20 protein-coding genes and 2 tRNA genes are annotated in these 21,340 nt (G+C 62.8%); 15 read left to right on the top strand and 7 right to left on the bottom strand.

The genetic code is table 11. The features are described 5' to 3' along the window. Positions 1–26 precede the first annotated feature (26 nt). The 3 genes from HCN58_RS07340 (at position 27) to HCN58_RS07330 (ending at position 2,295) form a co-directional block, all read left to right on the top strand. Positions 27–102: transfer RNA gene (locus tag HCN58_RS07340), tRNA-Thr, on the top strand. Positions 103–257: 155 nt separating this feature from the next. Continuing rightward, a complete protein-coding gene (locus HCN58_RS07335; RefSeq protein ID WP_171578709.1) occupies positions 258–1,784 on the top strand; it encodes a TgpA N-terminal domain-containing protein in 1,527 nt (508 codons plus the stop codon). Positions 1,785–1,962: 178 nt separating this feature from the next. Then, complete coding sequence (locus HCN58_RS07330; protein WP_235983483.1) at positions 1,963–2,295, top strand: hypothetical protein; 333 nt, start codon at positions 1,963–1,965, stop codon at positions 2,293–2,295. Between the two features lie 76 nt (positions 2,296–2,371). Here the strand turns inward: HCN58_RS07330 and HCN58_RS07325 are convergent, their stop codons facing one another. Continuing rightward, the gene (locus HCN58_RS07325; RefSeq protein WP_171578707.1) at positions 2,372–3,406 is read right to left on the bottom strand and encodes a polysaccharide deacetylase family protein; all 1,035 of its coding nucleotides are present in this window, start codon (positions 3,404–3,406) and stop codon (positions 2,372–2,374) included. 210 nt (positions 3,407–3,616) lie between these two features. Here HCN58_RS07325 and HCN58_RS07320 point away from each other — a divergent pair, with 210 nt between their 5' ends. Both HCN58_RS07320 and HCN58_RS07315 read left to right on the top strand, forming a co-directional pair. Beyond that, complete coding sequence (locus tag HCN58_RS07320; protein ID WP_171578706.1) at positions 3,617–3,895, top strand: hypothetical protein; 279 nt, start codon at positions 3,617–3,619, stop codon at positions 3,893–3,895. Between the two features lie 212 nt (positions 3,896–4,107). Beyond that, positions 4,108–4,329, top strand: coding sequence for a hypothetical protein (locus HCN58_RS07315; protein WP_171578705.1), 222 nt, complete (start codon positions 4,108–4,110; stop codon positions 4,327–4,329). 134 nt (positions 4,330–4,463) lie between these two features. On the opposite strand, the gene HCN58_RS07310 is transcribed toward HCN58_RS07315, so the two are convergent. The 4 genes from HCN58_RS07310 to HCN58_RS07295 form a co-directional block, all read right to left on the bottom strand. Next, the gene (locus tag HCN58_RS07310; protein ID WP_171578704.1) at positions 4,464–5,831 is read right to left on the bottom strand and encodes a TRAP transporter large permease; all 1,368 of its coding nucleotides are present in this window, start codon (positions 5,829–5,831) and stop codon (positions 4,464–4,466) included. A gap of 3 nt (positions 5,832–5,834) precedes the next feature. Then, positions 5,835–6,971 carry a TRAP transporter small permease subunit gene (locus HCN58_RS07305; protein WP_171578703.1) on the bottom strand — a complete coding sequence of 379 codons (1,137 nt, stop codon included), beginning with the start codon at positions 6,969–6,971 and terminating at the stop codon, positions 5,835–5,837. 137 nt (positions 6,972–7,108) lie between these two features. Continuing rightward, complete coding sequence (gene dctP, locus HCN58_RS07300) at positions 7,109–8,221, bottom strand: TRAP transporter substrate-binding protein DctP (RefSeq protein WP_171578702.1); 1,113 nt, start codon at positions 8,219–8,221, stop codon at positions 7,109–7,111. Positions 8,222–8,487: 266 nt separating this feature from the next. Next, entirely contained in the window at positions 8,488–10,179 is a 1,692-nt protein-coding gene (locus tag HCN58_RS07295; RefSeq protein ID WP_171578701.1) for an MFS transporter, read from the bottom strand. Positions 10,180–10,328: 149 nt separating this feature from the next. Here HCN58_RS07295 and HCN58_RS07290 point away from each other — a divergent pair, with 149 nt between their 5' ends. The 7 genes from HCN58_RS07290 to HCN58_RS07255 all read left to right on the top strand — a co-directional run bounded on the left by HCN58_RS07290 (position 10,329) and on the right by HCN58_RS07255 (position 18,692). Then, complete coding sequence (locus tag HCN58_RS07290; RefSeq protein WP_171578700.1) at positions 10,329–11,702, top strand: hydrolase; 1,374 nt, start codon at positions 10,329–10,331, stop codon at positions 11,700–11,702. A 146-nt stretch (positions 11,703–11,848) separates the two neighbouring features. Beyond that, positions 11,849–13,234 carry a cytochrome P450 gene (locus HCN58_RS07285; RefSeq protein ID WP_171578699.1) on the top strand — a complete coding sequence of 462 codons (1,386 nt, stop codon included), beginning with the start codon at positions 11,849–11,851 and terminating at the stop codon, positions 13,232–13,234. Between the two features lie 105 nt (positions 13,235–13,339). Next, positions 13,340–14,749, top strand: coding sequence for an adenylate/guanylate cyclase domain-containing protein (locus HCN58_RS07280; protein WP_171578698.1), 1,410 nt, complete (start codon positions 13,340–13,342; stop codon positions 14,747–14,749). 307 nt (positions 14,750–15,056) lie between these two features. After that, positions 15,057–15,560, top strand: coding sequence for a tellurite resistance TerB family protein (locus HCN58_RS07275; RefSeq protein ID WP_171578697.1), 504 nt, complete (start codon positions 15,057–15,059; stop codon positions 15,558–15,560). A gap of 227 nt (positions 15,561–15,787) precedes the next feature. Beyond that, positions 15,788–16,567, top strand: coding sequence for an SDR family NAD(P)-dependent oxidoreductase (locus HCN58_RS07270; protein ID WP_171578696.1), 780 nt, complete (start codon positions 15,788–15,790; stop codon positions 16,565–16,567). A gap of 165 nt (positions 16,568–16,732) precedes the next feature. Beyond that, entirely contained in the window at positions 16,733–17,533 is an 801-nt protein-coding gene (locus tag HCN58_RS07265) for a glutamine amidotransferase (protein WP_171578695.1), read from the top strand. 346 nt (positions 17,534–17,879) lie between these two features. After that, on the top strand, positions 17,880–18,692 hold the full coding sequence (locus HCN58_RS07255) for an enoyl-CoA hydratase (RefSeq protein ID WP_171579506.1): 813 nt from the start codon (positions 17,880–17,882) through the stop codon (positions 18,690–18,692). Between the two features lie 121 nt (positions 18,693–18,813). Here HCN58_RS07255 and HCN58_RS07250 read toward each other — a convergent pair. Next, positions 18,814–18,889, bottom strand: a tRNA-Ala gene (locus HCN58_RS07250). Positions 18,890–19,072: 183 nt separating this feature from the next. On the opposite strand from HCN58_RS07250, the gene HCN58_RS07245 reads away from it, so the two are divergent. The 3 genes from HCN58_RS07245 to folD are packed head-to-tail and all read left to right on the top strand — an operon-like array spanning position 19,073 to position 20,612. After that, positions 19,073–19,363, top strand: coding sequence for a YggT family protein (locus tag HCN58_RS07245; protein ID WP_171578694.1), 291 nt, complete (start codon positions 19,073–19,075; stop codon positions 19,361–19,363). Positions 19,364–19,393: 30 nt separating this feature from the next. After that, positions 19,394–19,726: a DUF167 domain-containing protein gene (locus HCN58_RS07240; protein WP_171578693.1), complete on the top strand. Its 333-nt coding sequence runs from the start codon at positions 19,394–19,396 to the stop codon at positions 19,724–19,726. 1 nt (position 19,727) lies between these two features. Next, complete coding sequence (gene folD / locus HCN58_RS07235; RefSeq protein ID WP_171578692.1) at positions 19,728–20,612, top strand: bifunctional methylenetetrahydrofolate dehydrogenase/methenyltetrahydrofolate cyclohydrolase FolD; 885 nt, start codon at positions 19,728–19,730, stop codon at positions 20,610–20,612. A 144-nt stretch (positions 20,613–20,756) separates the two neighbouring features. Here the strand turns inward: folD and ppa are convergent, their stop codons facing one another. Next, positions 20,757–21,287 (bottom strand): inorganic diphosphatase, encoded by a 531-nt coding sequence (gene ppa, locus HCN58_RS07230; protein ID WP_171578691.1) that lies wholly within the window; start codon positions 21,285–21,287, stop codon positions 20,757–20,759. Positions 21,288–21,340: the final 53 nt, after the last annotated feature.

Below are 21,340 nucleotides of genomic sequence, written 5' to 3'. Positions count from 1 at the left end.
GTCGCCCCCGAACGCCGCTTCGGTCCGCCGCAATAGCTCAGTTGGTAGAGCACGTCATTCGTAATGACGGGGTCACAGGTTCGAGTCCTGTTTGCGGCACCACGCTTTTTTGGCGCGCTCTCTCCGGAGCGCTTCCTCGCAGCCGATCGCCGCCTTCAGCTTAATGGCCATGTGCCTGGCGAGCGCGTGTCCACCCCTGAAATCTCTTATTAACTGGCCCCTTCTAGCTTGCCTGCACATTTTCCGCAGGATCTTGCATGTCGCTCGATATCGGCCTGGGCCTTCCCGGGGATGAGACCGCCCGTCAGGGAGCCTGGACCGTGACTCCCCTGCACGCGGTCGTCGCCGTGTTCATGGTGGCGATCATCCTGCGAGGGATTCTGCCCTTCAACGTGGATGTCAGCTGGTGGCTGATTGTTTGCGAGCGCATGCTCGACGGTCAGCGTCTGTATGTCGACATTCTCGAGACCAATCCGCCGATGGCGGGAGCGGTCTACTTCCTCGGCGTGGCGCTGGCGCGCGCAATCCACGCGCGGCCGGAAGTCGTGACCAACGGGCTGATCTTTCTATCGATCGCGACATCGCTGGCGCTGACGTGGCGAGCCTTGCGTTTCTCCTCGTTCGGCGAGCGTGCCCGTCGCGCGGCTGCCGTATGGGCGGCCGCGCTGCTGGCCATCCTGCCGATGTATGATTTCGGCCAGCGCGAACACCTGGCGCTGGTGCTGCTGCTGCCGGCACTTGCGGTCTATGTTCTGCGCGCCAATGGCGAGCGGGTTACGCCCTCAGCGATCCTGATCGCCGGCCTGTGCGCAGCGACAACCATGAACTTCAAGCCGTACTTCGTCTTTGCGGTCGGCTTTTGCATTTTGACGGCAGCCGCCCATGCGCGAGACTGGCGGGTGCTGTTTGCGCCGGAGAACTGGATCGCCGCAGCTTTGGTTGTGATCCACGCGCTCTGCATTGTCGCGTTCTATCCGGAGTATTTTACGCTCGTCTATCCGCTGGTGCGTGACGTCTATCTGCTCCTGAAAGCGCCGCTCCTTGCCATCTTGCTGACTTCTGCGACCCTGTTGTGGCTCGTGGCGATCATGGTCGTGCTGGCGATGCAAAGCCAGCGGCGAAAAGTGGACGCTGCAGCTGTCGTGATGATGGCCGGATCGCTCGGTTTTGCGATTTCGTTTTTCGTGCAGGGCAAGGGCTGGGGTTATCACGCCTATCCGATGGTTGCGCTTGGATTGCTGGCGGCGGGCTGGGCGATTGCGGCCAGCCAAGATGAGCGGGCGGGATCGCGCAGGCTGCGCGCGGGCGCGATGCTCGTCGTCGCCCTCATCTTCGCGAACGCATGCCTCTGGTTCAACGCGAGTGTCGATATGCGGCGCGTCCAGGAAGAGGTCACCCTGATAGGACCGCGGCCGAAGATCCTGATGCTGAGTGCCGCAGCCGTCATCGGTCATCCGATGGTGCGCGAGCTCCAGGGAACATGGGTCTCGCGTCAGGAGGCGCTTTGGGTACGAGAGATCGTCCGCCGCGCTCGTCTGGACGGGTCCATCGACCAGGCGACGGCGGACCGCCTCGCGGGCTACGTGGCGCGCGAGCGCGCCGGCCTGATTGAGGATTTCAGGAAGCAACCGCCGGACGTTGTTGTGATCGACAATCAGGATAGCGACTGGGGGAGTTGGGCCGCGGCCGACCCCGAACTCTCCCAACTCCTGAAATCCTATGCCTTGGTGAAGAATATCAACGGGATAGAGATCCTGCGGCGGGTGGATCAGACCCGGTCCTAGGCACGTCGGTAGATCTTCGGCGACCGGTGCACCTGTGTGTGACCTGTCTCACATAATGGGCCGCCCGCCCGGCCTAGTCTCCGCCTGGACTTCAAGGGGAGACACCAGCATGCGTAAACTCATTCTCATTGCAGGCTTCGTTTTGGCCTCCGCTGCGGCTCAAGCTGGCGATCGGAGTTTGTCGCTGGCCGGCAGCGAGACGCAGGCCGCTCCGGCGCCGTCGAAGGCGGTCGAGCCGCCGCGAACCGCGGAGGCTCCGCAGGCTACGGAAGCGCCGAAATATACCGAGCGGCCGGCGATCGTTGAACCCAAAGCCGAGACGCCTAAAGCCGGGGCGCCCAAGGCGGCGAAGGTTGAGCCGCGCGCCGTTGAGCGTTCGAGAGCCGCGCCCGCAAGGCCTTTTGTTCGGAGAACGGCGTTAATGTCCAGAAGTATGAAGCCGCGCAGCAGACACCACTGGATCGAAGCGCGCATCGTCCGCGAGCTGCATCGGCACGGGATCTACTGGTGATATTGCCAAAGCAAAACGCGCCCTAGGGACTATTCCGAGGGCGCGCGCCTTTGCAGAATGACACTGAGCTGTCGGCTTACTGCGAAACCGTCTGCACCACGCTGCTGATCGGGCGGCTGGCAACCGCCGGCATCTTCTGGTCCTTCACCAGCATCGCGTCATATTCGGGCAGGGTTTCGAGCTGCTCCTTGGCCTTCATCTGCACGACCTTGTAGCCGCCGGCCTTGAGGCGGCGCAGCAGCGTCGGCAAAGCCAGCGCGGTATGTTTCTGCAGATCGTGCATCAGGATAACGCCCTTGCCCTGCTTGTCGAGCTTGGTCATGACGTTCTGGATCACCTGGTCGGGTCCGGAAGATTTGAAGTCGTTGGAATCGACGTCACAGGAAAACATCGCGATGTTGCGCGTGCCGAGATAGCCGAGCGCGGCTTGGGTGTGCGCGAGCGCGGGGAAGCGGAAGAACGGCGCGGGCGCCGCACCCAGCGCCATCTTCACGGCGCTAAAACCCTTCTCGATTTCTTCCCTGACCTGTTGCTCGGTCAGCTTCTTGCTGTCGAGATGGCTGTGCGACCAGGTGTGCGAGCCGATGGTGTGGCCGGCAGCGGCGACCTGCTTGAGAATCTCCGGATGATAAGTCGTGTGCTTGCCGACCGGGAAAAACACGGCCTTGGTGCATTCATCCGATAGCGCCTTGAGCACGGCGGGCGTGGTCGGCCACGGGCCGTCGTCGAAGGTCAGCACGACCTCTTTGTCGGTGAGGAAGTCGAACTGCTTGTATTGCAGGAAGCCAAAACCGGGGCCGCCGGTGGTGTCGATCACGACAGTGCGGCTGACGCCGAGTGCGTCGGGATTGGCGCAGGCTGATCGCATCGGCTGGGCTGCGGGAACCGGCACGGGGGCAGGGGCCGGCTTCGAGAGAGAGGCCGTGATCTCGACGTCGTCCCTCAGTGCGGGCTTGGCCGCGGCGGGCGCCGGCAGCGGCTCGGCCGCGCGGGCGGCGACGGTTTGAGGTGCGGCCGCGTCGGCCCGCGGCGAGGAGGTCCAGAACCAAACGCCGGTGATCACCAGCGCCGTCACTACACTAGCCAGCATCAGGCCCAACGCATTACGCATCGCTACTCTTTCCAGATACTCGGGATACACACACGCAACGGGCCATTACTGCCAACAATGTCTTAACGTCTCGCGAACAAGCGCCGGTTAAGCGAAGGAGATGAGGGCCTTATGCGCGAGTGACGTCAGTCACAGTCGGCCCGGCGGTTCCCGGCGCATGCTCCTGCCATCAACAACGGGCCCGCCTTGCCGGGCCAACAGGAGCCGACAATGACCGCAGTGTTCTTCAATGCCGTTCGCAAGGTCAGTTCAGTGCTGGCCTTGACCGCGTCTTTCGCCGCCGCTTCGTCGACCGCGAGCTTCGCCTTCAGCTCTGAAGCGCAGCAGATGTGCACCGGCGACGCGTTCCGCCTCTGCAGCTCGGAAATCCCGAATATTCCGAAGATCACTGCCTGCATGATCAAGCATCGCGCCGACCTGAGCGCGGGCTGCCGCAGCGTGATGGATCGCGATCTTGCGGCGCAAAAGGGCAAGCTCGCCGCGCAATAATCGGCGCACTTCGGCTCCCCCGGGGACGCTTGCGGCGATGCGACGCAGGCGTTCCATAAAGCGCACTTTCCCCTTCACAATTGCGTTGCCGCCCGGATTTCAGCGCCCGATTCCTGTTTTGACGCGTTTTCTTGAGGCGAGCCGGTATCCACGTCGCTGGAAACCGCTATAGAACGCGCTGATTGCGTTCTACCGGTGCAAAGGCATAGCAAATGACCAAGATTCTTTTCGTCATTCCCCTGGTTTTGATCACGTCAGCCGCCTCGGCCCAGCAGGACCGGCAGAAGGGACACGACGCCTGCGCGCGCGACGTCTCGCGCTATTGCCGGGCGCACATGCAGGATGGCGACCAGGTGGTGCTGGCCTGCCTGAAGCAGAACCGCGCCAAGATCAGCAAGGGCTGCCAGCAGATGCTGGCGAGCCACGGGCAGTAAAAATCCGTTCAGGGGCAAACTGCGGTGCAGTAGTTTCGGCAGCCAAGCGCCGCCGATGACGCAGCGTTCGCGATGGTTTCGATGTCGGCGACGGTGCGCACATTCCCGATGCGGATATCGCCTCTCGGCACCAATTACCGGGCGTACAACAAACTGGGCAGCCAGGTGACAATCGATGGAAACAGGATGCACAGCCCAACGCCCAGCCATTGCAGCGCCATGAAATTCACGGCCGCGCGGAAAATCGTCGCCATGGTAATCTCCGGCGGCGCGACGCTTTTCAGGTAGAACAACGAATAGCCGAAAGGTGGCGACAGGAACGCCATCTGCATGTTGACCATGAATATGACGCCGTACCAGAGCGGCACGTCCTCGGTGCGAACACCGGGCAAACCAAAAAGGCCGCCCCATTCGAGGGTTTTCATGATCGGCAGGAAGATCGGCACGGTGAGCAAGAGGATGCCGACCCAGTCGATAAACATTCCCAGCACGAACAGAATCACCATCATCAGCATCAGGATGCCGTAAGGCGGCAAGCCCGTTCCGAGAATTGTGTTCGCCACGAAAGTCTGTCCGCCCTTCACGATGAAGAAGCCGACAAACATTGTTGCGCCGAAAAATATCCACATCACCATCGCCGTGGCTTTCAGCGTGGCGATGGCGGCCTCTTGCACGGCCAACCAGTTGAGCCGTCGATGCAGCGCCGATACGAACAGCGCACCGAAGGTGCCGATACCGGCGGCCTCGACCGGGGTGGCAATACCCACAAAAATCACGCCGAGCACCAGGATGATCAGCAGCAGCGGTGCGATGGTCTTCCTGAGAAGTGCGAACTTCTCCCGCGTGCTGACGCGCTCTTCCGGCGGCAACGCAGGTCCGAGCTTTGGGTTGATGTAGCAACGGATCAGGATGTAAGCGATGTAGAGGCCGGAGAGCAGAAAGCCCGGGAATATCGAGCCGACCAGTAATTCGCCAAGCGACTGTTGCGCAACCACCGCATAGACGATCGCCATGACCGATGGTGGAATGAGAATTCCGAGCGTTCCGCCGGCCAGCAATGAACCGCAGGCCAGCTTCTGGTCGTAGCCGCGCTTGAGCATTGCCGGCAGCGCGATCATTCCCATCGTGACTTCTGTCGCGCCGACGACGCCGACCATCGCTGCGAGCGCCGTGCAGGCCAGCACAGTCGCGGCCGCAAGGCCGCCCTTGACCGAACCGAGCCATTTATAAACGGCATCGAACAGCTCCTCGATGATGCCGGCCTTTTCCAGCATCGCCGCCATGAAGATGAACAGCGGGACGGCGGAGAGCTGGTAGTCGGTCATGAACGGGAAAATGCGCGACGGCATCATGTTCAGGATGGCCGAATTCCCGAACAGGAACAGGAACACCACCGCAAGAGAGCCGGTGCAGAACGCCATCGGCAGACCGAGCGCCAGTAATATGCCGAGCGAGCCGAACAGAAGCAGCGTGAGCCATGCGATATCGATTTCCCAACCCATGGCTCAGGCTCTCCCACGCGTCAGGATGATGACGTCTTTTATCAGTTTGGAAATTCCCTGCAGCAGCAGCAGCGCGGCGCCGATTGGCATCATCAGCTTGACCGGCCAGTACTGCACGCCCCATTCAGTGAAGGAGACCTCGCCGATGCCGCCCGGATTGAACGAATCCATGGCAAAGCGCCAGCCGGTGAAAAGCAGCGTGAGCACGAATATGAAGAAGAATATCGACGTGATGATATCCGCGATGGCTTTGCCGCGTGTGGAGAATTTTACGTAGAACACATCCACACGCACATGCTGATCGCTTTGATAGGCATAGGCGCCGGCGATCATGTACTGCATGCCGTACATCAGAAACATGCTCTCATGCAGCCAATTGGTGGGTGAGTTGAAAGCGAACCGCGCGATCACCTCGTAGTAATAGCCGAACACCGAAATCACGGCCCAATAGGCGACATATTCACCGGCGCGGATGTTTACCCATTCGATCGCGTCCGTGAGGCGGGTATGAACGCGAAGAGTCGGATCTTCCTGCGTGCCGATCTGCGGCACTTCCGGCACCCCCGCCTCGGGCGGTGCGTTGGCCCGCTCTGCCGCCTCGCGCAGCTTTTGCCGGCGCACGAGTCCAGGCAACAGGATGGCATCACCAACCAGCATCGCGGCCATCAGGATCGCCAGCCAGCGCGAATAGCTGTACCATTGCGTCAAATCGGCTTGGGCCGCTTCAAAATCGGATTTGACCTTGGGTTGCGCCGCCTCGGCCTTAGCCAGCCGCTCCTGCATCTGCGGCGTTGCGGTCACGCCGGGCGGAATTTTTGCATGCTCGAGTTCGGAGACGGCGGCGCCAACGGCGGCTCGCGTGCGCGACACGTCTTCACGCTTGTCGCGAATGACGTCGGTGGTGTGGAGGATAAGGAGGAAGACCGGAATGAAGATCAGGCCCCAGTTGCTCCTGAGGTAGAAGCGGTGCAGGCCCATGAAGCCCGAGCAGAGCCAGAACATATAGGCGATGAAGAGCGACGGACCTTGCGGAGCGCCGCGCCGGCGCTGGCGTTGGACGAAATACATGGCGACGATCGGAAATACGACGAGCGTGCCCCAGTAGAGCCAATGGGGCAGCACAAACGGAAGGCTGGGCATCGGTTTCCCCGGATTTCCCCACGTCCGCGTGGGATGGCGGACGTCTCAGACGTGAAATGACAACGGGTCACACTCCTGCCGCGCTGCCGCGGGCAGGAGACAGCGGCGCACAGGCCCGCGCCGCCGTCGCTCGAGCCTCAGAGGTCGAGCTTCTGACCCTGATACATATCGGGTGTGACGTAGCCGTAACTCGGCGATTCCATGATCTCGAGCTGAGCCTTGAACACCCGCGCAGCGTCCTTGTCCTTGTTGGCCCATTTGAACCAGATCGGAACGGCGACGCGCTGGAATTTCTCCAGATCCGAGGTCGGCAGACGATTGATTTCGGTGCCGGCCTTGATGAACTTCGGCCACGCTTCCATGTCGGCCTTCTGGATCGCCGCGTGGTGCAGCGACGAGTAGGCTTCGACCTCGAGTTCGACCCAGGCCTTCATCTTCGGCGAGAGCTTGTTCCAGTGGTTCATGCCAACGCAGAAATCCATCAGGTCGACCGGCTGATAGATCGATTCGAGTCCGGCCGGCCCCATCCAGATGTACTTGGTGACCTGCTGGAAGCCGAGGTCCCAATTAACGGCGGGACCGGTGTAGTCGGCCGCCTCGATGGTCCCCTTCTCCAGCGCCGAGAATACCTCGCCGCCGGGAAGCAGCGTGGTCTTGGCACCGATCGCCGCAAAACCTTCGGCAATCATGCCGCCGGGAACGCGCAGCTTGAGGTCCCTGAAGTCTTCGATCGAGCGGATCGGCTTCTTGGAATGGATGATGTTCGGGCCATGATGGATGCGCCCGACATACATGATGTTCTGCTTGGCGAATATTTCGCGCGCCATCTTCAGGCCGTCCTTCCCGTAGAAGAACACGTCCCATTCGTGCGGATAGCGGAGGCCCATCAGGTATGACGACAGGAACGCCGTCGCCGGCACCTTGCCGACCCAATAGACCGTGAAGGAATTCATCGCCTCGAGCACGCCGTTCTTCACGCCATCGAGCAACTCGAAGTCGCCGACCACTTCCTTGGCGGCGAACGGCTTGAACTCGAGCTCGCCGCCGGTCTTTTCCTTGATCGATGCGGCCCAGGTTTTGAACGTGTTGAGCCCGACGCCGGCCGGCCAGGAAGTCTGGACCTTCCAGGTTGTCGTTTCGGCCGCTTCGGCATTGCGGATATATGGAGCGCTGATGATCGCTGCGCCGGCGACGGCGGCACCACCCAGTACAGCGCGACGGGTTGCTGGCGTGTCTTGACGCAATTTCATGTTTCCCTCCCTGGATTATTTTTGTCGTCTGATAGCTCTATTTTTATCGGCAATTTTTAAGTGGTCGCCTCCAAGCATCAACCCATGATCTGCGTATTTTATTCCAGCCTGAAGCTGGACGCATGGATTATGGGCGCTTCAACCGTGCGATGACGAAATCCAGTCTAGAGGCTTGCGCCGCGGTTTGGCAAGTTTGGCCGCGGTAATGCGACTTTGGTCGCAAGGACGCGACGCAACATTGCGGCACGCCGCCGCGCCACCTCAGCTCAGGTGCTGCTGCCTGCCGCCGTGGCGACCACCGGCAAGACCTCATTGGCAGCGCGGTCGGGGGTGTCTTCCTTCCAGCGGACCGAGCCGAACGGTCGCTCCAGCATGCGGCGGACGCGGATCGGCTCGGGGCCGAGATGAAAGTCGATCGCGCGCTGGTGCAAGGCGCGCTCGGACTGCGTCGCACGGCTACGCTGGCGCAGATAATCGAGCCAAGTTGGGCAGTGATAGCGCTCGGTCCACAGTTCGGGGTCGCCGATGTCGCGCGCGATCGACCAGCCATAGGCGCCGTTGCGCTGCCGGCTGAGCTGCACTTCCTGCATCACATTGTGAAATGCGCGGGCGTTGTCCTGTGCGACGCGATACTCGATCTCGACCACCAGCGGTCCGCTGCGTCCGGTCAGCGACAGCCGCACTTCGGGATCGGCAAGCAGCTCCGTGGCATCCTCGTTGCGCGCGCCGACCGGCGGCATGCGCAGCCAGATGCCGAGCAGGGGCGAGATCAGCATCAGGCCTGCCGAAACCAATAGCGCGATCTCCACGCCGGCGAGGTCGGTGAGGTGGCCCCAGCCCCAGCTTCCCACCGCAATGCCGCCGGCGATCGATGCCTGGAAGGCCGCCAGCGAGCGGCCCGCAACCCAGCGCGGCGCCGAAAGCTGCACGCCGATGTTGAACAGGGCGACCGCCAGCATCCACACCGCGCCGGCGAGCACGAGCGCAATCGCCGTCAGGATGGCGTTGGTGCTCAGGGCGACCGCCGCGATCGCGCCGGCCATCGCTATCGCACAGGCGCGCACCGCAGCCTCGCCGCTCATGCGTCGGCGCACCTCGCCGATATTCAGTGCGCCGAACACCGCTCCCATGCCGAAGGCGCCGAGCATGATGCCGTAGGTTTGCGCGCCGCCATGCAGGAGGTCGCGGGCCACCAGCGGCATCAGCGCCGAGACCGAGCCGCCGATGATGCCGGTGACCAGCGTGCGCGTCAGCACGATCTTGATCGACGGCGAATTGGTGATGTAGCGCACGCCCGAGACCATGGCGCGGTTGAGCCGTTCGCGCGGCAGGCGTGACGGCTCGCTGGCGCGGTTCCACAAAAACAGCACCACCATAAGCGGCAGATACAGCGCGGCGTTGACGGCAAACGCGGCCACGGCGCCGGCTGTGGCAACCACGATGCCGCCGATCGCCGGGCCGAAGCTGCGCGCAATGTTGTAGCTGATGCCGTTGAGCGCGACCGCCGCCGGCAGCGTTTCCGCTGGCACCTGCTCGCTCACCGAGGCCTGCCAGGCCGGCCCGAACAGCGCCATGCCGCTGCCGACGACGAAGCAAAGCGCCAAGAGGATATTCGGCGTCACGAGGCCGAGCCACGCCAGCACGGTCAGCGCGGTTGCGCCGATCAGCGCGATCCCGAGCGAGACCAGTGCGACGATGCGGCGGTCGTGCATGTCGGCGATGGCGCCGGCCGGCATCGAAATCAGCATGACCGGCAGCATCAGCGCGGTCTGCACCAGCGCGACCTTGTCGGCCGAAGAGGTCATCTGCGTCATCGCCCAGGCCGCGCCGACGCCCTGGATCAATATCCCGAGGTTGGAAACGAGGCTGGCGAGCCAGATGCGCCGGAACACGGCGTGCCGCAACGGTGCTGCAATGCCGTCAGTCGCAAGGCGCGAGCGCTTCGGCTGGTCGGTCATGATAAGTTCCGTTGGCGTTCTGTCACCGGCTTGATTCCATTCGAACTTAAGTTGATGCCTGCGAAAACCATGGCCTGTCCAGTCGTTGCGCCGCCTTCGACGGTGCTAACGCACAGCCAAGGTATTGAAAAGCGACGGGAGGTTCCGAAATGCGATTGTCGCGACGGTTGATCCTGAGAAGCGTCGGAGCCGTGCCCCTGCTGGCTGGCTCATTCGGTCTTCCGCTCTTTGGCTCGCTGGCGCGGGCGCAGACCGCACCAGCGGCGGTTCCGCCGATCCTGTTCGTGCATGGCAATGGCGACCATGCGGCGCTCTGGATCACCACCCTCTGGCGCATGGAATCGAACGGCGTACCGCGCGAGCGAATGATGGCCATCAGCTTTACTGATCCCCTGGCGCGCACCGACGACAACATGGAGCAACCGAACCGTTCCTCGACAGAAGACCAGCGCCGCGAACTCGGCGCGGCCGTCAAGGAATTGCAGCGTCGCACCGGCGCGGCGCGCATCGCGCTCGTCGGTAATTCGCGCGGCGGCTATTCGATCCGCAATTACATCAGGAATGGCGGCGCGGCCGACATCAGCCACGCCGTTCTGTGCGGCGTTCCCAATCACGGAATCTATGATTGGGATGACGACATCAACAACGAGTTCAACGGCCGCAGCCCGTTTTTGCGTGGCCTGAACGAGGGCGAGAGCGAGGTGACGCCGGGCACGGCGTTCCTCACCTTGCGCAGCGAGGGCATGGACAAATATGCACAGCCCGATGGCCGCTTCGTCGGTAAACCGGGCGCGCCGACCGGCGTGACGTCGGATAGTCCTGCGCTGAAGGGTGCGACCAATCTGGTGCTCGGTGCGCTTGATCACCGCGAGGTCGCCTTTCACCCGCGCGCGTTTCGCGAGATCTACAAATTCATCGCCGGCCAGGAACCGTCGCGTATCGAGATCGTGCCGGAAGCCGAAGTCAGACTGAGCGGGCTTGTGACGGGCACGCCGGGCGGCGTTGCCACCAACCGTCCGGTCTTCGGCGCGACAGTCGAAATCTATCGGGTCTCTCCCGAGACCGGCGAACGGACTGGCGGTCCGATCCATTCTTCGCAAACCGGCGCCGACGGCCGCTGGGGCCCGGCGCAGGTCGAGCCGACCTGGTTTCTCGAAATCGTATTGACGTCAGCGGGTTCGCCGACCACCCACCTCTACCGCTCGCCATTTCCGCGCTCCTCCGACATCGTGCATCTGCGTGCCGCGCGCCCACTCGGGCCGGCCGATGCGGGTGCCGGCGCCGTGGTCCTGATGTCGCGTCCGCGGGGCTATTTCGGCCTGCCGCGGGACGTGGTGCTGATCGACGGCAAGGAGCCGAGGGATGTGAGATCCGGCGTGCCGACCGATTCGGTCACGACCCTGCGGCTTCCGGCGGAGGAGATTGGCCGCCCCGTGGTAAATATGTTCAATACCGAGCGGATCGTGGCGCGGACTTGGCCGGCCTCCGAGAACCGGATTGCGGTCGCCGAACTGACCTACTAGCTGTACTGGTAGCCACTTCGGATACGCCTTTGGGGCGCCCGGATCGGAGACATCGATACGATCGTAGCCTGCATGAGCGTAGCGATATGCGGGGCTTGGCAGGATCCCGGATATCGCTCCGCTCATCCGGGCTACGGGATAGGCCTATGAGCATAGCCGAAGCCTACGATATGCCGCTTGCGCGCGCACCATTGGTGCCGCCAAGCCCGCCGCGGGCGCCCGACGACATGACGGCGTTCGGGCGGATGAAGGCGATCCGCGAAAGCCCGATCGGTAGCTGGGGCCAGCGGGCCTATGAGGAAGATATCGTTCAGGGCCGCTTCTTCGGACGCAGCACGTTCATTCTCAACGCACCGGATGCGATCAAGCATGTGCTGGTCGACAATTACGAAAATTATACGCGCACGCCGGCCGGCTTCCGGGTGCTGCGTCCAATCCTCGGCGAAGGTCTTTTGATCGCGGAAGGACGTGCGTGGAAGCATCAGCGCCGCACGCTGGCGCCGGCGTTCACGCCGCGCGCGGTGATGCCGCTCGTTCCGCACATGCTGGCGGCGATCGATGAGACGATCGCCAAGCTGAGCGCCGCCAGCAATGCACCCGTCGATTTGCGCGAGGCGATGCAGCGGATGGCGCTCGAGATCGCCGGCCGCACCATGTTCTCGTTCGGGATGGATCGCCACGGCGCCGCCTTGCGCGATTTCGTGATCGAGTATGGCGAACGGCTGGCGCGCCCGCATTTCCTCGATCTGCTGCTGCCGCTGAGCTGGCCAAGCCCGCAGGACATTGCGCGCGGCCGCTTCCGCAAGCGCTGGACCGCATTCATCGGCATGCTGATGGCCGAGCGTCGCGCCGCCGGCAAGACCGCAGGCGGGCCGGCGCGCGATCTGTTCGAGCTGATAGGTGAGGCGCGTGATCCGGAAACCGGCCAAGCCTTCACCGACGAACAACTCGGAGATCAGGTCGCGACCATGATTCTCGCCGGCCACGAGACGACGGCGACCGCACTGTTCTGGGCGCTTTATCTTCTGGCGCTCGATCCCGCCACGCAGGAGCAGGTGGCGAGCGAAGTGCAGGGCGCGACCGTCGACGGCGCGCTCGATATCGAGCGGCTGAAATTCACCCGCGCGGTGGTCGACGAGACCATGCGGCTCTATCCGCCGGCGTTCCTGATCGCACGCGCGGCGATCGGGCCGGATACCATCGCGGGCCTGCCGGTCAGGAAGAAGGACGTCATTCTGATCGCGCCGTGGGTGTTGCACCGACACGAAAAACTCTGGCGCGATCCGAGCGCCTTCATCCCGTCCCGCTTCATGACGGGAACGCCGCCCGACCGCTTCGCCTATCTGCCATTCGGCGTCGGCGCCCGCGTCTGCATCGGCGCGCATTTCGCGCTGGTCGAAGCCACGCTGGCGCTGGCCAAGATGATCGGCGCGTTTCGCATCACGCTGATAGACAAGGAGCCGGTGATGCCGATCGGCGTGGTGACCACACAGCCCGACCGTTCGCCGATGTTTGCCATCACGTCCCGGTAGCATTTTCTTGATCGGGCGGATTGCCGGGTCGAGGGAAGAAAAGGCATCAGGCAAGCAAGCGCGCCTTGCGCAGCCACCTCTGGAACGTCATCTAGATTGTCAACCATGAGCGATACCCAGGCCCAGTTCGCAGTCTTGAAGCAGACCGCCGATCCCGCGGTGGTCGACGCCATCTCGCAACTGATCGCCAGGGGCGAGGACCGCGAGCTCAACCGGATCAACCTCTTGGATTTTGCCGCGCGCTACGGGCTCGACGAGGAAAAGGTCATCTCGGCCTTCCTGCATTCGGCGCGGCTCGGGCTGTTCGATCTCACCTGGAACGTGCTGTGTCCCGGCTGCGGCGGCGTGCTCGGCGCGCATAACACGCTGAAATCGCTCCGTCACGACGACTATAATTGCGCGCTGTGTGCCCAAGGTTACGAGGCATCCGTCGACGACCGCGTCGAGGTCGCTTTCACGGTCAGCCCCCGCGTCAGGCGCATCGCCGCGCACGATCCTCATACACTGCCGATCTGGGAATATAACCGCCAGATATTCTGGAGCTCGGGGATGGACTTGAGCGAAGAATCGATCAAGCGGCTGGTCGATGAGGTTTCGCTGGAAGCCATCGAGTTACCGGCGGGCGAAAAGGCGGTGCTGTCGCTACAACTGCCAAACCAGTTCGTGATCGTGTTCGAGCCGGTGACGCACTCGGCGCATTTCTTTGATGTCCAGGGCGAGCCGACCCGCGAGCGACAGCAGTTTTCGATCGTCTTCAACAAGCTGCAGGCGCCCACGGGCTCGACGGTGATGCGTCCGGGGCCGCTACGGCTGTCGCTCGAGAACCAGACCGACCACCGGGTGCTGCCCGCGGTCTGGGTCGCCAACGACACGCTCCATGAGCTGCTCGGCAAGCGCAAGCCGATCCTGACCGCCAAGCGGATGCTGTCCAACCAGACTTTTCGCGACGTCTTCAAGGCGGATAATCTCAACGTCGATCAACGCCTCAAGATCACCTCGCTGACGTTCCTGTTCACTGACCTCAAGGGCTCCACCGCGCTCTATGAGCGGGTCGGCGATCTCGCTGCCTTCGATCTGGTGCGGGCGCATTTCCACGCGCTGCTCGAAATCATCGCCTCGGAGAAAGGCGCGGTTGTGAAAACGATCGGCGATGCCGTGATGGCGACCTTCATCCGGCCGGAGCATGCGATCGTCGCGGGCCTGCGCATGCGCGCGGCGATGGCGGCGCTGAATGCCGAGCGCGGCCGCGAGGACTTGATCGTCAAGATCGGCATCCACGAAGGCCCGTGCCTGGCGGTGATGCTGAATGAGCGGCAGGACTATTTCGGCCAGACCGTCAACATCGCGTCAAGAGTGCAGAGCCTGTCGACCTCGCAGGAAATCCACATCACGGGATCTGTGATCGAATCGCCGGCGGTCGCCACAATCCTGGCAAAGCAGGCGATCCGGCCGATCCAGAAGGAAGCCGCGCTGCGCGGCATCGCCGACAAGATGGTGGTGTACGAGATACCTTGAGGCGTTACTCGATCACGATCTCGCACTGCAAATGTGAGTGATTTGCAGTCTATGACGGCCTTGCGGCCCGCGACGAATCGCGCAATCGGCCTTTGGCCGATAGGCGATGTCTTCCGAAAGCGGCACGGTTTGCGTGTTTTGAAGCTTCGGCCGCGCGCCCCGGGTGCCCGTGTTATGCTACCTTCATACCTAACCTGACGCCGATTTAATCTGCTCGCGTTGTCAGCCACTCTTCGTGCGGATTGCGCAGGCCAAATCTTCAGCCCATATTCGCTCAACAGCTTCTTCGAATTTTGCAGGTAGATTGATGCTCGACGGACTGCGCCAATTCATTGCCGACATCGTTGCGCCCAGCGCGGATTCGGATTTCGCGTTCGACGATACCGGCTATCTTCTCGCCGCGACCGCGCTACTGGTTCACGTCGTCTCGCTCGACGGCGAGCCGAGCGCGATCGAGAAGCGCAAATTGCACAGTTTGATCGAGAGCCGCTTCAAGCTTGACCCTGGCACGGCAGATCATTTGATCGCCTCGGCGACGCGGGCCGAGGGCGAAGCGGTCGATCTCTATCATTTCACCAGCGTCATCATGCGTTCGGTGAATGAGGAGGGCCGGCTTCGCATCATCGAGATGATGTGGGAGCTGGTATACGCCGACGGCCAGGTCAGCGAGTTCGAGGATAACGTCGTCTGGCGCGCGGCTGACCTGCTTGGCATTTCCTCGCGCGACCGGATCGATCTCAAGCACAAGGTGGCGGAGCGGCAGTCGGCCTCTTCCGCAGGCGTGCCGAAGGCCGAAGACGCGGCGATGTGACAATGAGCGGCGCAGTCGCGCATCATTGCAGATGACGAAACTTTAATGTGCGCCGGAATCGGCGGCGGCACTGCGCGATAAGCCTGAAAACATGGAGATTTCGGCGCATGGCGCGCACAACCCTGCATGGCGCCATGTTTGGAGAATGGCTTGCGCCACACCGCGCGCCTATGCTCTCGTTCCCGTGCTGGCGGCGTAACCCTGATTTGATTTTAAGAGTATTTACCGTGACCGAGCGTGTGACGCTGATTACCGGTGCATCGGCGGGCATAGGCACCGAGCTGGCGCGCGTCTTTGCTTCGCACGGTCATCGCGTAGCGCTGGTGGCGCGGCGCGCCGATCGCCTGGAAGCGTTGGCGAGTGAAATCAAGACGGCCGGGGGCGCGGCGCCGATCGTCATTCCGTGCGACCTTGCGCAACCCGACTGCGGCGACAGGATTGCCGAGGCCCTGACCACTTCCGGCGTAGAAGTCGAATACCTCGTCAACAACGCCGGGTTTGGCGTGTTCGGCAGGGCGATCCAGCGCGATCGGTGCAACCAGCTCGAGATCATCGCCGTCAACATCCGCGCGCTGACCGACCTGTCACTGCGGTTTTCCGATCACCTGATCCGCAATCGTGGCGGCCTTCTCAATGTCGGCTCGATCGCGGGTTTTCTGCCAGGGCCGGGAATGGCGGTCTATTATGCGTCCAAGGCCTATGTGCTGTCGTTCACCGAAGCCATGCGCGCAGAACTGGCGCCACATGGCGTGCACGTGACGGTGTTGTGTCCGGGTCCCGTGCCCTCGGAATTTCAGGCTCGCGCCGGATTTCGACCCGGCTATGATTCGGCAATCCTCAACGTGTTACCGGCCGATGTCGCGCAGCAGGCCTACAGCGGATTGATGGCGAACAAGCGGGCAGTGCTGCCTGGCCTCGGCATCAAGATTGTGCCGTTCCTGCTCCGGCTGTTTCCGCGCTCCTTTATCCTCGGGGCTGTCGGCCGCTTCCAACTCCGCCAGCGCTGAAGAAATCCCGTGTTTTTCCGGTATCCAGCCCGTTCGCACCGCGATCGGGCGCTCTGACCGCATCTGGCCCGCAGTTTGCTTACATTTTTGGGTGTGTGCGTGAACTCACGCGAAATTAAGACTCACTCAGGTATGGTTTCGATTCGAGGCACCTGAGCAACGTCGATGTCGTTCCGGTCGAGCAAAAATGGCGACAACATCGTGCCCTTTCCGGGCCGAAGGGCGCTGGTTGCGCCTGACGCCGCGCCCCTATCGCCTGTTCTGATCGTTCTCCACCAGGAGAGCTCGACGCCCGGCCGGGTCGGCAATGCGCTGCGGGCGCTCGGCTATTCCCTCGATATCAGGCGTCCGCGATTTGGCGATCCGCTGCCGGAAACGCTGGACCAGCATGCCGGCGCGGTCATCTTCGGCGGCCCCATGAGCGCCAACGACTCCGACGAATATGTCCGCCGCGAGATCGACTGGATCGAAATTCCCTTGCGTGAGCAGCGGCCGTTTCTCGGCATCTGCCTGGGCGCCCAGATGCTTGCTAAACAATTGGGCGCGCAGGTCGCGCCGCATCGTGAAGGCCGGGTCGAGGTCGGCTACTATCCGATCCGCCCAACCACCGCCGGTCACGCGCTCTGTTCGGACTGGCCGGAGCGCGTCTACCACTGGCACGGCGAAGGATTTCAACTGCCTGATGGCGCCGAACTGCTTGCCGAAGGCGATGACTTTCCGGTGCAGGCGTTTCAGCACGGCCCCGCGTTCGGCTTCCAGTTTCATCCCGACGTGACCTACGCCATGATGCATCGCTGGACCACGAGCGGGTGCTTGCGAATGGATTCACCGGGCGCGCAGCCGCGTCACCTTCACTTCGAAGGCCGCGCCGAGCACGACGTCGTCGAGCGGACGTGGTTGAAGAATTTCATTGCGGGCTGGATCGCGCGCGCTCCGCACGCGGTTCTGCTGGATGCCGCCGAATAGCCGCCCCACGGAATTTCATCCGCGCGTCCAAACGTCTTTCAAAAGCCGCTGATGTGATAGTGTCGCGCTCCTGAGCCCGGCGGTTCCGACTGGGCGAAAGGGAGGCGACATGAGCGGCGACGAGTTCGCGCGGCTACTCGGCGATTTCACCCTGTCGGCGGAATCCGGCGACGGCGCGCGCTTCGCCAATCACTTCACCGAAGACGCCGTCTATCACGACTACGTCTATGGCCCGCACAAAGGGCGCGCCGACATCGCGCATATGATGCAGAACCTGTTTCACCGCGATGCGGCCGACTGCCTCGCACCCAAAGCGTCAATGACACGGACAACAGGGAGATCAGCGGTGAACTATCAGCAAATTCTCTACGAGGTAAGCGACAGAATCGCGACCATCACGCTCAACCGTCCCGACCGCATGAACGCGTGGACCGCGACCATGGAGCGCGACGTGCGTCACGCGATGGAGGCCGCCAGCGCCGACGACAATGTCCGCGTCATCGTGCTCACCGGCGCCGGCCGCGCCTTCTGCGCTGGCGCGGATATGGAGGCGTTGCAGGCGATCGATCCCAGCGAGATCAGGCGCGGCGAGAGCACGCCGCCATTCGACATGAACCGCCGGGCCGACTGGCAGACGCGCTACGCCTATTATCCGGCGATCCCGAAACCCGTGATCGGCATGCTCAACGGCGCCACCGCCGGCATCGGCCTGGTCCACGCGCTGTATTGCGATCTACGCTTTGCGGCCGACAATACCGTCTTTACCACCTCGTTTGCGCGCCGCGGGCTGATTGCCGAGCACGGCATTAGCTGGATGCTGCCGCGCATCGTCGGCCACGCCAATGCGCTGGATTTGCTGATGTCGGCGCGGCGGGTCTCGAGCGAGGAAGCATTGCGCATCGGCCTGGTCAACCGGATCTATCCGCCGGACCAGTTGCGCGAGCAAACTTATGCCTATGCGCGCGATCTCGCCGATTTCGTCTCGCCCAGCGCCATTTCGGTGATCAAGCGCCAGCTCTACGAGGTGCCATTCCAGACGCTGGCGGAAGCCACCATCGATGCCAACCGCGAAATGCAGATCGCGCTGAAGGGGAGCGATTTCCGGGAGGGCGTGGCGAGCTTTGTGGAGAAACGGCCGCCGCGGTTTACGGGGAGGTGATGGGGAAGGGGCTCGTGCCTGCCGATCCAGCCCGTCTTCGCCCTTCGGGCTATGCCGGGCACCACGCTTCGCCGTTCGGCCAACACGTGCCTGCGCCACGCGTAGCCCGAAGGGCGACGCGTGGTGGAGCCAGGCGGGATCGAACCGCCGACCTCGTCATTGCGAACGACGCGCTCTCCCAGCTGAGCTATGGCCCCGTCGCGACCGCCTCGAGGTGACCCGAAGCGGTCGACAATCGGCGCCATTTACAGTCCGGCCCGAGGTCAAGTCAAGAACGGTGAAACTGCCGATTTTGGCGTCATTTTGCCGGGAACTTCCCTTGTTTGAGGGGAGATGAACCGATATCTAGCTCTTCATCCCTCCTCGCGAGCTCCCCCCACATGCGCGCTATCCTCGACATCGTCATCATCGTCCTCGACCTCTACGTCTGGCTGTTGATTGCCTCGGCCATCCTGTCCTGGCTGATCGCCTTCAATGTCGTGAATACGCGCAACCAGTTTGTCGCGGCGGTGGCTGAGTTCCTCTACCGGATCACTGAACCGGCACTGGCGCCGATCCGCCGGTTCTTGCCCAATCTGGGCGGGCTCGACATTTCGCCGATCATCCTGATCCTGATCATCATGTTCGCCCAGCGGGTGATCCTCTACTACATCTATCCCAACGTCGTCTGATCGCGGGCGCTGACAGCCGATGGATGCCCGATGGATCCTTGGCGATACTCCACCGACGGGATCAGTGTCGCGCTGCGGGTGACGCCGCGCGGCGGCCGCGATGATATCGATGGCGTTGAAACGCTCGCCAACGGCCGCTCGGTGGTCAAGGTACGCGTTCGCGCCATAGCCGACGGCGGCGAGGCCAACCGCGCGGTCACGGAACTGCTGGCGAAGGCGCTCGGCGTCCCGAAGGCGAGGGTGAAGATTCTTTCAGGGACGACCTCGCGCCTGAAGCAGGTTGCCGTCGGCGGCGATCCCAAAATTCTCGGCGAAACGCTCCGAAAGGCGACCGCCCCCAAGGCGGAAAAGATGAAGGATTGAGATGACGGCACACATTATCGACGGAAAGGTCATTGCGGCGGAGCTTCGCGCCCGCGTTGCGGAAGAGGTCGCGTGGGTCAAGCGCGAGCATCAACTGACGCCGGGCCTTGCGGTGGTGCTGGTCGGCAATGAGCCCGCCAGCGAGGTCTACGTCCGCAGCAAGCACACGCAGACCCAGGCCGCCGGCATGGCCTCGTTCGAGCACAAACTGCCCTCCGACGTCGCCCAAGTCGATCTCCTGGCGCTGATCGAAAAGCTCAACCGCGACCCCGCCGTGCACGGCATTCTCGTGCAATTGCCGCTGCCGAAATCGCTTCATACCGAAACCATCATCAACGCGATCGATCCCGCCAAGGATGTTGACGGATTGCATCCCAACAATGCCGGCCGGCTGGCCGGCGGCTTTGCCGCGTTGTCGCCGTGTACGCCGCTCGGCTGCATCATCCTGACCAAGAGCGTGCATGTCTCGCTGGAAGGCATGAATGCGCTCGTCATCGGTCGCTCCAATCTGGTCGGCCGCCCGCTGGTGCAATTGCTGCTGAACGAAAATGCGACGGTGACGATCGCGCATTCGCGCTCAAAGGACCTGCCGCAACTCTGCGCCCGCGCCGATCTGGTCTATGCCGCGGTCGGTAAACCCGAAATGGTGCGCGCTGGCTGGATCAAGCCGGGCGCCACCGTGATCGATGTCGGCATCAACCGTCTGCCCTTGTCCGATGGCAAGACCCGGCTGGTCGGCGACGTCGCCTTCAAGGAAGTATCTGAGGTCGCCGGCGCGATCACGCCGGTGCCCGGCGGTGTCGGGCAGATGACGGTGGCGTGTCTCCTGGTGAATACGCTACGCGCGGCCTGCGCGATTCACGGGCTGCCAAAGCCGGCGGTGTAGCTGGTTACCGTGGTTCCGGGGCGCGAGTGAAACGAGCGAACTATGGTGCGCAATGCGGAGCTCTCGTTCCCGGATGCAGCGCAGCTCGACAGCGCTGCGCTGCTGAGCCGGGGCCCACCGCCGAGGGAGCCGGGCCACGAGAAATTACTTCTTCTTCGCGCGTTCAATGCCTTCCAGGATCAGGCGGTGGGCGTCCTCGGCGCCGCACCAGCGCAGCACCTTCACCCACTTGCCCTTCTCGAGATCCTTGTAGTGCTCGAAGAAATGCTGGATCTGCTGCAGCGTGATGTCGGGCAGGTCGCTGTAGTTCCGGACCTTGTCGTAGCGCTGGGTCAGTTTTGCGGATGGCACGGCGATGATCTTCTCATCGCCGCCAGCCTCGTCCTCCATCAGCAAGACGCCAACTGGCCGCACGCTCATCACCGCGCCGGGCACGATCGCGCGGGTGTTGGCGACCAGCACGTCGCAGGGATCGCCGTCACCCGAGAGCGTGTGCGGGATGAAGCCATAATTGCCGGGATAGCGCATCGCTGTATAGAGGAACCGATCGACCACCAGCGTGCCGGCTTCCTTGTCCATCTCATATTTGATCGGCTCGCCGCCAACCGGCACCTCGATGATGACGTTGACGTCGTGTGGCGGATTTACTCCGATCGGGATGGCGTCAATGCGCATAAAGGGGCTCCGTGGTCTGGGCAGTTGTGCCGACAGGCATCATCGTCATACGC

It is taken from the genome of Bradyrhizobium australiense (genome assembly GCF_013114825.1).
Classification (GTDB): domain Bacteria; phylum Pseudomonadota; class Alphaproteobacteria; order Rhizobiales; family Xanthobacteraceae; genus Bradyrhizobium; species Bradyrhizobium australiense.
The sequence above is the reverse complement of the archived record's forward strand: the minus strand, read 5'-3'. Positions and strand labels throughout refer to the sequence as shown.